At 71.8% G+C, this 10,840-nt stretch carries 10 protein-coding genes; 6 read left to right on the forward strand and 4 right to left on the reverse strand.

Going from position 1 to position 10,840, the window contains the following annotated elements; genetic code table 11:
- From AWW66_RS29335 to AWW66_RS29350, 4 genes are all read right to left on the reverse strand, one after another.
- The coding region (locus AWW66_RS29335) for a mannitol dehydrogenase family protein (protein WP_483819091.1) at nucleotides 1-763 on the reverse strand (763 nt) is incomplete at its 3' end.
- Entirely contained in the window at nucleotides 754-2,058 is a 1,305-nt protein-coding gene (locus AWW66_RS29340; RefSeq protein WP_067373172.1) for an enolase C-terminal domain-like protein, read from the reverse strand. The genes AWW66_RS29335 and AWW66_RS29340, both read right to left, overlap by 10 nt.
- Nucleotides 2,055-3,485 carry a glucuronate isomerase gene (gene uxaC / locus AWW66_RS29345; RefSeq protein WP_067373176.1) on the reverse strand — a complete coding sequence of 477 codons (1,431 nt, stop codon included), beginning with the start codon at nucleotides 3,483-3,485 and terminating at the stop codon, nucleotides 2,055-2,057. Before uxaC ends, AWW66_RS29340 begins: the two co-directional genes overlap by 4 nt.
- Before the next feature lie 20 nt (nucleotides 3,486-3,505).
- Nucleotides 3,506-4,834 (reverse strand): Gfo/Idh/MocA family protein, encoded by a 1,329-nt coding sequence (locus tag AWW66_RS29350; RefSeq protein WP_067373191.1) that lies wholly within the window; start codon nucleotides 4,832-4,834, stop codon nucleotides 3,506-3,508.
- A gap of 235 nt (nucleotides 4,835-5,069) precedes the next feature.
- On the opposite strand from AWW66_RS29350, the gene AWW66_RS29355 reads away from it, so the two are divergent.
- The 6 genes from AWW66_RS29355 to AWW66_RS29380 all read left to right on the forward strand — a co-directional run.
- Nucleotides 5,070-6,194 (forward strand): LacI family DNA-binding transcriptional regulator, encoded by a 1,125-nt coding sequence (locus tag AWW66_RS29355; RefSeq protein WP_067373179.1) that lies wholly within the window; start codon nucleotides 5,070-5,072, stop codon nucleotides 6,192-6,194.
- 19 nt (nucleotides 6,195-6,213) lie between these two features.
- A complete protein-coding gene (locus AWW66_RS29360) occupies nucleotides 6,214-7,560 on the forward strand; it encodes an ABC transporter substrate-binding protein (protein WP_067373182.1) in 1,347 nt (448 codons plus the stop codon).
- A 29-nt stretch (nucleotides 7,561-7,589) separates the two neighbouring features.
- The gene (locus AWW66_RS29365) at nucleotides 7,590-8,567 is read left to right on the forward strand and encodes a carbohydrate ABC transporter permease (protein ID WP_067373185.1); all 978 of its coding nucleotides are present in this window, start codon (nucleotides 7,590-7,592) and stop codon (nucleotides 8,565-8,567) included.
- Nucleotides 8,567-9,451 (forward strand): carbohydrate ABC transporter permease, encoded by an 885-nt coding sequence (locus AWW66_RS29370; protein ID WP_067373194.1) that lies wholly within the window; start codon nucleotides 8,567-8,569, stop codon nucleotides 9,449-9,451. The genes AWW66_RS29365 and AWW66_RS29370 overlap by 1 nt, the downstream gene beginning before the upstream one ends.
- A 12-nt stretch (nucleotides 9,452-9,463) precedes the next feature.
- The gene (locus tag AWW66_RS29375) at nucleotides 9,464-10,069 is read left to right on the forward strand and encodes a hypothetical protein (RefSeq protein ID WP_067373188.1); all 606 of its coding nucleotides are present in this window, start codon (nucleotides 9,464-9,466) and stop codon (nucleotides 10,067-10,069) included.
- Nucleotides 10,066-10,840 (forward strand): DUF6807 domain-containing protein (locus tag AWW66_RS29380; protein ID WP_083979144.1); only part of this gene is annotated, 775 nt, incomplete at its 3' end. The genes AWW66_RS29375 and AWW66_RS29380, both read left to right, overlap by 4 nt.

Consider the following 10,840-nt stretch of genomic DNA (forward strand, 5'->3'; position numbering starts at 1 on the left):
CGCTCACGCCGAGCGCCCGCCGCGCCGCCGCCAGGGTGTCCGGGGTGCTGGCCGGCACGATCCGGTCCACCATCGTCCCCGGGAAGGTGACCTGGTCGGCGACCCAGTCCAGCAGCCCGTCGGGCACCCGGGCCTGGCGCAGCGCCTGGTGCACCAGGCCGCGCAGCCGGGTGCCGTTGGCCGGCAGGTTGTCGCAGCTCACCAGGGCGACCGGCCCGGCGTCGGCCGCCGCCCGCGCGGCCAGGCCGCGCAGCAGCAGCCCCGGCACCGTGGTCGGCGGCCGGTCGGTGGTCAGGTCGGCGGCGACCTCCGGGTCGGCCCGCAGCTTCCCGGTGACCGGGTCGAGCTGGTACGCCTTCTCGGTCACCGTCAGGGTGACCACCCGCACGGCCGGGTCGGCGAGCAGGTCGACCACGGCCTGCGGCTCGCTGGCGGCGTGCCGGACCCCGGCGAGGGCCCCCACCACGCGGGTGGTGCTGCCCTCCCCGGAGAGGGTGGTCACGCTGAACAGGCAGTCCTGCTCGGCGAGCGGCTCGATGACGGTGCGACTGCGCGGCGCGACGCCGACGATGCCCCAGTTCCCGCCGGCCACCCCGATCGCCTCTTCGGTGTAGACCGCCTGGTGAGCCCGGTGGAACGCGCCGAGCCCCAGGTGGACGATGCCGACCGGGACGCTTCCGGGGCGTACCAGCGGCCGGCTCTCCGCCGGCACCTGTCGCAGCGTGCCCAGGCCGAGCCGGGACACGCCGACGGTCACCGCCATACCGGCCCGTCCGGGAAGCGGTACTCGGCGATCGAGGCCGGCTTCATCGTGGTGCTGTACCCGGGCCGGGTGGGCAGCAGGTACCGCCCGCCCCGGGTCCGGACCGGGTCGACGAAGTGCTCGTGCAGGTGGTCGACGTACTCGACCATCCGGCCGTCCAGGCTGGTGCCCACCCGCAGGTAGTCGAAGATCGCCAGGTGCTGCACGTACTCGCAGAGGCCGACGCCGCCGGAGTGCGGGCAGATCGGCACTCCGAACTTGGCCGCCATCACGATCTCGGACAGCACCTCGTTGACCCCGCCGACCCGGCAGGCGTCGATCTGCATCACGCCGATCGCCTCGGCCTGGAGCAGCTGCTTGAAGATGACCCGGTTGGCGGCCACCTCACCGGTGGCGACCCGGCACCGGCCGCCGGTCAGCTCGGTGACCGCGCGGGCGATGCGGGCGTGGCCGAGGATGTCGTCGGCGTGCGTCGGCTCCTCGATCCAGTACGGGTCGCTCTCGGCCAGCGCCGCCATGTTCGAGATCGCCTCGTCGACGTCCCACACCTGGTTGGCGTCCATCATCAGCAGCGCGTCCGGGCCGATCTCCTCCCGGATGATCCGGGCCCGGCGCACGTCGTCGTCGAGCGGGCCGCCGACCTTCATCTTCATCGCCCGCCACCCCTGGGCGTACGCCTCGCGGGTCAGCGCCCGGACCTTGTCGTCGGGGTATCCGAGCCAGCCCACCGAGGTGGTGTACGAGGGGAAGCCGTCGCGCTCCAGCTCGGCCAGCCGGTCGGCCATCCCGTCGCGTCCCTTGTCGAGGATCGCGGTGGCCTCGTCCGGGGTGAGCGCGTCGGTGATGTGGTGGAAGTCGATGCTGGCGACCAGCTCCTCGGTGGGGGCCTCGGCGAGGAACCGCCACATCGGCTTGCCGGCCAGCTTGGCGCGCAGGTCCCACACGGCGTTGACGATCGCGCCGGTGGCCATGTGGATGACGCCCTTCTCCGGGCCCAGCCAGCGCAGTTGCACGTCGGCGCTGAGCGAGCGCCAGAAGGCCACCGGCTCGGCGGCGATCTCCTCGACGGTCTTGCCCCGGACGTGGTGGGCCAGGGCCTCGACGGCGGCGCAGGTGATCTCGTTGCCCCGGCCGTTGGTGAAGGTGAACCCGGCCCCGGTCGGGCCGGCATCGGTGGACAGCTCGACGTACGTCGCCGAGTAGTCGCCCCGGTTGATGGCGTCGGAACCGTCGCCGGCCGCCGCGGTGGGGAACCGCACGTCGTGGACGTCGACGGAGGTGATGGTGACGGTCACAGGTGGGACTCTCCGATCTTGAAAACCTTCCGGGGCAGCCGGTACGCCAGGTCGACGATGGTCTCGGCGGCCTCGTCCTCGGTGAGGCGGTGCTCGGCGACCAGGCGGGCCAGGAAGCCGGCGTCGATGCGGCGGGCCACGTCGTGGCGCACCGGGATGGAGCAGAACGCGCGGGTGTCGTCGACGAACCCGGCGGTGTTGTAGAAGCCGGCGGTCTCGGTGACCGACTCGCGGAACCGGCGCAGCACCTCCGGGGAGTCCAGGAACCACCAGGGCGCGCCGAGGTAGAGCGCGGCGTACCCACCGGCGAGGGGGGCCAGCTCCCGGGTGAAGGTGTACTCGTCGAGGGTGTAGACCACCACCCGCAGCCGGGGGTCGTTGCCGTACGCGTCCAGCAGCGGGGTGAGCGCGTGCAGGTACTCGGTGGCCTGCGGGATGTCCCCGCCGACGTCGCGGCCGTGGGTGGCGTACAGCCAGCGGTTGTGGTTGCGCACCGCGCCGGGGTGCAGTTGCAGCACCAGGCCGTCGTCGAGCGACATCCGGGCGAACTCCACCAGCATGTGCGCCCGGAACGCCTCGGCGTCGGCGGCGTCGGCCTCGCCCCGACGGCCCTTGTCGTACAGCGCCGCCGCGTCGGCCTCGCCCAGCGCCAGGGTCCGGGCGGTCGGGTGGCCGTGGTCCGACGAGGTGGCCCCGGCGGCGATGAACGCCTCCCGGCGCCGGCGCAGCGCCCGCAGGTACCCGGCGTAGCTGCCGGTGTCCTCCCCGGCGACCTCGCCGAGCTGGTCGACGTTGGCCGCCCAGTGGTCGAACTCCATGTCGACCACGTTGTCCGGGCGGAACGTGGTGATTACCTTCCCGCCTGGCCCGCCCCAGCCGTCGGCGGCGAGCTTGGCGTGCCGGCCCAGGTCGTCCAGGGGCGACTCGGTGGTGGCCAGCACCTCGATGCGGAACCGGTCGAACAGCGCCCGGGGCCGGAACGCCGGCTCGGCCAGTCGGGTGGCGATGGCGTCGTAGACCTCGTCGGCGGTGGCCGGGGAGAGCGCGGTGGTCACCCCGAAGACGTCCCGGAAGGTCTCCTCCAGCCACAGCCGCGACGGGGTGCCCCGGAACAGGTGCCAGTGCGCGGCGAAGAGCCGCCAGATGGCCCGGCCGTCGGTCTCCACCGGGCTGCCGTCCACGCTCGGCACCCCGAGCCGGGACGGCGGGACGCCCTGGCTGAGCAGCATCCGGGTGACGTAGTGGTCGGGCACGATGAGCAGTTGCGCCGGGTCCGGGAACGGCCGGTCCTCGGCCAGGATGGCCGGGTCGACGTGGCCGTGCGGCGAGATGATCGGCTGCTCGGCCGCCAGCGCGTGCAGCCGGCGGGCCAGGGCCCGCACGCCGGGATCGGCGGGTAACAGCAGATCGGATCGGGGATCGGACACGGTGTGTGGCTCCTTGCGGATCAGGGGAGGGTGAGCAGGTCGGCGACCCGGACGGCCTGGCCGGTCTCGAAGGACCGGTTGGCGGCCAGGCCGGTGAGCAGGGCGAGCGCGCCGTCGCGGGCGGTCGCGGCGCGGCCGAGCGGATCGGTCGCCCCGCCGAAGAGCACCGCGGTCATCCGGGCGTCGGCGCCGCCGTGGCCCTCCCGGGTGTACCCGTCGACCGTGATCGGCCGGGGCGGCTCCCAGTACGGGCGCAGGGTCAGCGTCGCCGACCCGCCCTCGGCGGCGGCCTCGTTGCCGTGCAGGGCGGCGCCCTTGAGCGCGCCGGCCGCGGCGGGGCTGACGAACTCGCTCTCCACGACCTCCAGCTCCAGCCGCCCCCGGCTGCCGTTGACCATGACCCGGTAGCCCTCCCAGGGGGCGTACGCGGTCAGGTGGTAGGTCATGGTCGCGCCGGTGGAGTACGTCGCCAGCACCGCCATGTCGTCCTCGATGGTGACGCCGGGGGCGAAGACGTTGCGGTCGCGGTGGTACCCGTCCTCGCCCTCGGCGTCGAGGTAGAGCTCGCGCAGCCGGGGGTGCTCGGCCATCCGCAGCGCGAACGGGTCGTCGGCGGCGGCGGGGGAGCCGTGCACCCGGTCGTAGTCGCGGGCGTACCCGTGCCGCTGGCCGGGCTCGCCGTAGAAGAAGAGCCGCCCGGCCGCGTACACCTCCACCGGGGTGGCGTCGAGCCACCAGTTGACCAGGTCGAAGTGGTGGCTGGCCTTGTGCACCATCAGCCCGCCGGAGTTGGCCTTCTCCCGGTGCCAGCGGCGGAAGTAGTCGGCGCCGTGGCGCACGTCGAGCAGCCACTCGAAGTGCACCGAGCCGACCTCGCCGACCGCGCCGTCGGCGATCAGCCGGCGGAGCTGCTCGTGCAAAGGGTTGTAGCGGTAGTTGAAGGCCACCGAAACCTTTCGGCCGGTCTCCGCCACCGCGTCCAGGATCCGCTGGCAGCGGGGCGCGTCGACGGTCATCGGCTTCTCGGTGACCACGTCGCAGCCGGCGTGCAGCGCGGCCACGATGTACTCGTCGTGGGTGACGTCGGTGGTGGTCACCAGGACCACGTCGACCCGCTCCTTGTCGAGCATGAGCGCGAAGTCGGCGGCGGGGTAGGTCGACACCGGCGGGTGGCCCAGCTCGGTGAGCCACCGGTTGTGCGCCTCCATCCGAGCCTGGTTGACGTCGGCGAAGGCGACCAGCTCCGCGGTGGTGGAGTGGTCGCGGACCAGGGCGCGGACGAACATCTCCGCCCGCGCCCCGGTGCCGATCACCGCGTACCGGACCCGCCCCTGCTTGATCGATGACATCCCGACGGCCTCCCAGTGCTGCAAAGGTTTGCAGTGAAGTAACCACGTTCGATGACGCCGAGTCAACGATGTAACCGAATCCTGTGTCTTTTGCCGGAGTTTGACCGGATAAAGGGGCATGGTGGGAGCGTCACCGAAACACAGCTGTAACCATCCGCCGTTGACACTGGAGCAACCGTTTGCATTAATTGTCGGCACTTGAGTGACCGCAGCCACACCGGACGAAGGGGCCGCCGTGCCAGTCACCATCCGCGACGTCGCACGGGCCTCCGGTGTGCACATCTCCACCGTCTCGCGCACCTTCTCCGCGCCGCACCTGGTCAACCCGGAGACCCGGGTCCGGGTGCTGGCCTGCGCGGAGGACCTGGGCTACCGGCCCAACCGGGCCGCCCGCGCCCTGATCACCGGGCGGACGCACAACATCGGCCTGATCATCGCCGACATCGCCAACCCGTTCTTCCCGCCGCTGATCAAGGCGGCGGAGAGCCAGGCGCGGCACCGGGACTACCACGTCTTCGTGGCCGACACCAACGAGGACCCGTCGGCCGAGGAGGAGTTGGTCCACGCCCTCGCCAAGCAGGTCGACGGGGTGCTGCTGTGCAGCCCTCGGATGAGCAACAGCCTCATCGAGCAGCTCAGCCGCGAGGTGCCCCTGGTGGTGATAAACCGTCAGGTCGCCGGCCTGCCCTGCGTGATGATGGACGTCGGTCAGGGCGCCCGGTCGGCCGTGGAGCACCTGACCGGCCTCGGGCACCGGCGGATCGGCCTGCTCGGCGGTCCCCGGGGCTCCTGGACCAACCGGGAGATCCGCCGCTCCGCCGGCGCGGCGGCGCGCGCCGGCGGAGCGGAGCTCACCCTGTTCGGGCCCAACCCGCCCACCGTGGCCGGTGGCGGCGGCCAGGCCGAACAGGTCCGCCGCAGCGGCGTCACCGCCGTGCTCGCCTACAACGACCTGATGGCGATCGGCCTCATCGAGGGGCTGGACAGCCTCGGGGTCCGGGTCCCGCAGGACGTCAGCGTCGTCGGCATCGACGACATCGCCCTGAGCCGGCTCACCCGGCCCAAGTTGACGACGGTGGCCACCCCCACGGGGGCCGCCGGCCGGTCGGCCGTCGACATGCTGCTGCAACAGGACACCGAGGCCCCGCGCCGGGGCCTCGGTCGGAGCACGGCATCCGGCGACCGACGTACCACCGCACAGTTAATGCTCCAGACCGAACTGGTCATCCGCGACTCGACCGGCCCCGTACCACCCACCGGTCGCACCCGAGCCGGCGCCGTCAGCGAAGGCCCGGGCCCGCAACGCCCTGCGGACCCGGGCTGCCCGAGGGCGGCCACCGGCGAGGTAGTCGCCTCCTAACGCCAAGGAGTGAGCGCACATGCACCCCGCAACGCCCCCCACCGCCGGCGCGCCCGCCCGGCAGGCCCACCGTACCCCGGCCACCCGCCGGGGATTCCTCCGCCGCTTCCTCGCCACGGCCGTCACCGTGCCGCTGCTCCTCGGCGGTGCCGTGGCCTGCGGCAGCGACGACGAGGCCGGCTCCGACGGCAAGGTCGAACTCTCCATCTTCTGGTGGGGCGGTGACGCCCGCGCCCAGCTCACCGAGCAGGCGCTGGAGCTGTACACCAAGAAGAACCCGAACGTCACGTTCAAGAAGACGTGGCAGGCCAACCAGGGCTACTTCGACAAGCTCGCCACCCTCACCGCCGGCGGCAGCCCGCCGGACATCTTCCAGATCGACGACAACTTCCTCACCGAGTACGCCGCCCGCAACACCACGCTCGACCTGAACGAGTACAAGGACAACGGCAAGCTCGACGTCTCCAAGTTCCCGGAGAGCCTCTGGCAGTACGGCGTGGTCGACGGCAAGCTCGCCGGCCTGGCCGCCGGGGAGAACACCCAGGGCCTGGTCTACAACAAGTCCCTGCTGACCAAGAACGGCCTCCCCGAGCCGACCACCGGCCAGAGCTGGGAGGAGCACATCGCCTGGGCCGAGGAGGTCAGCAAGAAGGCCAAGGTCCCCGGCACGATGGACGCCAGCGCCGTGGACAAGGCCTTCTGGGTGTGGCTGCGCCAGCAGGGCAAGGACCTGTACAAGGGCAACGACCTCGGCTTCACCGTCGAGGACGTGACCAAGTGGTTCGAGCTGTGGAAGGGGGCCCGGGACCGGGGCGCCACCCCGACCCCGGACGTGATCCACGAGGGCAACGCCACCGACATCACCAAGCAGCTCGTGGTCACCGGCAAGGCCGCCACCTCCTGGGTGTGGGTCAACCAGATGCCGGAGCTGAAGAAGAACACCAACGACGACCTGGGTGTGGTCGCCTACCCGGGTGACCCGAGCGCCCAGTGGGCGCGGGCCGCGATGTACTGGTCGGTCTTCCGGGGCAGCAAGCACAAGGACGTCGCCGTCGACGTGCTGAACTTCCTGGTCAACGACCAGGAGGTGGTCAAGCTGCTCGGCACCGACCGGGGCCTGCCCTCCAACCTCGACCTGCGTCGGGTGGTCAGCGACGACGTCACCGACCCGGCGATGAAGCTGTCCATCGAGGTGGAGACGAAGCTCGCGGAGACCTTCGGCCCGGCGCCGCAGGTGCCGATCAAGGGCCACAGCAAGGTCCGCGCCGAGCTGACCAAGGCCGCCGAGGAAGCCCAGTACGGCCGGCTCACCCCGGCCCAGGCGGCAGAGCAGTTCTACGCCGCCTGCAAGTCCGCGATCGCCTGAACCACCGAGGTTCGGAGAGGAGCCGGCTCGTGGCCCTGACCACGGCGCCCGGACCGACCCGACGTGGCAACGGTTCCGTCCGACCCCGCGCGAACCGCGGGGCCGGACGGAACCGGCACGGCGAAGGTCTGGCCGGATACGTTTTCCTGTCGCCCTGGCTGCTCGGCCTGATGGCCGTCACGGCGATTCCCATGCTGTTGTCGCTGTACCTCAGCTTCACCAACTACGACATCCTGACCCCGCTGTCCGAGGTCGAGTGGGTGGGGCTGGCCAACTACGAGCGGATGTTCACCAGCGATCCGTCGTACTGGCACGCGGTCCAGGTGACCCTGAAGTTCGCGCTGATCGCCGTACCGCTGAAGCTCGCCGCCGCGCTCGGCGTGGCCCTGCTGCTCAACCGGGCCTGGCGCGGTGTCGGCCTGTTCCGCAGCCTGTTCTACCTGCCCTCGCTGCTCGGTGGCAGCGTCGCCCTGGCCATCGTCTGGGTGAACATGTTCAACCGCGACGGCGCCTTCAACTCCTTCCTGGCGCTGGTCGGCATCGAGGGCAAGCCCTGGGTCAACGACCCGGAGTGGGCCCTGCAGACCCTGATGGTGCTGGCCATCTGGCAGTTCGGCGCACCGATGGTGATCTTCCTGGCCGGCCTCAAGCAGGTCCCCACCGAGCTGTACGAGGCCGCCTCGGTGGACGGGGCCAGCAAGTTCAGTCAGTTCTGGAACGTCACCCTGCCGATGCTCTCCCCGGTGATCTTCTTCAACCTGGTGCTGGAGACCATCAACGGCTTCCAGGGCTTCACCGCGGCCTTCGTGCTGAGCAACGGCACCGGCGGACCGGTCGACTCCACCCTGATGTACACGCTGAACCTCTACATCTCCGGCTTCACCAACCTGGAGATGGGCTACGCCTCCGCCATGGCCTGGGTCTTCCTGCTCGCCATCGCGCTGATCACGGTGATCTTCTTCAGCACCGGACGGTTCTGGGTGCACTACTCGGACGGGGAGCGGTGATGGTGGCGGTGACCTCGACGGTGGCCCGCAGGGGCAACCGCAAGCCGGGCGGCGGTCGCCAGGCGGTGCGCCTGGCCATCCTGATCGCGATCGTCGCCGTGGTGCTGTACCCGTTGATCTGGATGATCGGCACCTCGTTCAAGTCGCAGGCGGAGATCGTCAACAACATCGGGCTGCTGCCGGAGGAGTTCACCCCCGGCAACTACACCGATGGGTGGACCAACTTCGACTTCAGCTTCGGGCGGTTCTTCCTCAACAGCGCGATGGTCAGCCTGCTGACCGTGGTCGGCAACGCGATCTCCTGCCTGCTGGCCGCGTACGCCTTCGCCCGGCTCAAGTTCCGGTTCCGGGGGATGTGGTTCGCCGTGATGATCGGCACCCTGCTGCTCCCCGGGCACGTGCTGATCATCCCGCAGTACATCCTGTTCCGCAGCCTGGGCCTGGTCGGCGGGGACTGGCCGTACCTGCCGCTGCTGATCCCGCAGTTCCTGGCCACCGAGGCGTTCTTCGTCTTCCTGATGGTGCAGTTCATGCGGGGCATCCCGCGCGAGCTGGACGAGGCCGCCAAGATCGACGGGGCCAGCTCGTTCGGCATCTTCCGGCACGTCATCCTGCCGCTGAGCCGCCCGGCGCTGGTCACCACCGCGATCTTCTCGTTCATCTGGACCTGGAACGACTTCTTCCGGCAACTGGTGTTCCTCTCCGACCTGAAGGACTACACCGTGCCGGTGGCGCTGACCCTGTTCATCGACTCCACCAGCGCGAGCGCGGTCGGGCCGATGTTCGCCATGTCGGTGCTGTCGCTGCTGCCGGTGTTCCTGTTCTTCCTGGCCTTCCAGCGGATGCTCGTCGAGGGCATCAACACCAGCGGTCTGAAGGGGTGAGGTGATCCGGCGATGAGCGCCACGGGTGTGGAGGCCGTCCCGGCCGCCCGGGACTGGCGGGACGTCCTGCGCGACGCCACCGACCTGGCCCTGGTCGGGATCACGGTGGTGCTGGCCTCGGTGCCGGTGCTGACCGCGGGCGCGGCGGTCGGCACGGCCAGCGCCGCCGTGCACGACTGGGCGGAGACCGGGACCTGGCCGCCCGCCCGGCGCATCCTGGCCCGGTTCGGCCGGGCCCTGCTGCCCGGCGCGGCGGTGACCGTCCTCGCGGTGCTGGTCACCGGGCTGCTCGTGGCCGACCTGCTGGCGCTGGCCGCCGGCCGGGTGCCGGGCGGCACCCCGGCGCTGCTGGTCACCGTCGCGGTGGCGGTGGCCCTGGTCGGGTACGCCGGGCTGGTCGTGGTGGAGGTGGGCCGGGCCGGGGGCGCCGGCTGGCGGGCCGCGGCCCGGTCCGCCGCCGGCACCTGCCTGGCCCGCCCCGGCCTCTGGGCGGCGCTGAGCGGGGTGACCCTGCTGACCGGGTTCCTCGCCGTGCTGGTCCACCCGGTGGCGGTGACCCTCCTGGCCGGGTACGCGATCGCCGCCCTGCACGCGGTGACCCGGAGGGCGGCGGCATGACCGACGCGCACCACCTGGTGGTGGACGGCACGCCGGTGGCCACGTACGTGGTCGACCCGGACCTGGACGCCACGCACGGCCCCCGGCCGTACCTGCACCCGGTGCGGACCCTCGCCGGCACCCCGGTCACCGACGCCCTTCCCGCCGACCACGTCTGGCACCTCGGGGCCTCCCTGACCGTGCAGGACGTCTCCGGCACCAACCTGTGGGGCGGGCGCACCTACGTCCGGGACGCCGGCTACACCTGGCTCGACGACCACGGGCGGATCGCCCACACCGGGTGGACCGAGCGGGCCCCCGACCGGCTGGCGCACCGGCTCCAGTGGCGCGACCGGGCCGGCGGGATGCTGCTTACCGAGGAACGGCGGCTCGCCGCCACCCGGGTCGACGGCCCGACCGCCGCCTGGCGGCTGGACCTGGACTACACCCTCACCGCCCCGGCCGACGCCGACGTGCACCTGGGCAGCCCGGCCACCAACGGCCGCCCCGGCGGGGCCGGCTACGGCGGGTTCTTCTGGCGCGGCGCCCCGACCGCCGACGCGGTGACCTTCACCGCCGACGCCGAGGGGGAGGAGAAGGTCAACGGCAGCGACGCGCCGTGGCTGGCCTTCGGCGGCACCGGGCCGGGCGGCGCGGCGTACACCCTGGTCTTCACCGGCCTGGGGCCGGGCGACCGCTGGTTCGTCCGGACCGCGATGTACCCGGGGGTGTGCGTGGCGTTCGCCTTCGAGCAGCCGGCCGTGGTGGCCGCCGGGACCAGCCGGCCGGGCC

The sequence above is a fragment of the Micromonospora rosaria genome, assembly GCF_001567585.1.
GTDB classification, from domain to species: domain Bacteria; phylum Actinomycetota; class Actinomycetes; order Mycobacteriales; family Micromonosporaceae; genus Micromonospora; species Micromonospora rosaria.

Bases quoted from the DNA above. Each gene is read 5' to 3' on its own strand.
- AWW66_RS29350 (WP_067373191.1), bottom strand. From the start codon at position 4,834: ATGTCATCGATCAAGCAGGGGCGGGTCCGGTACGCGGTGATCGGCACC.
- AWW66_RS29360 (WP_067373182.1), top strand. From the start codon at position 6,214: ATGCACCCCGCAACGCCCCCCACCGCCGGCGCGCCCGCCCGGCAGGCC.
- AWW66_RS29370 (WP_067373194.1), top strand. From the start codon at position 8,567: ATGGTGGCGGTGACCTCGACGGTGGCCCGCAGGGGCAACCGCAAGCCG.
- AWW66_RS29375 (WP_067373188.1), top strand. From the start codon at position 9,464: ATGAGCGCCACGGGTGTGGAGGCCGTCCCGGCCGCCCGGGACTGGCGG.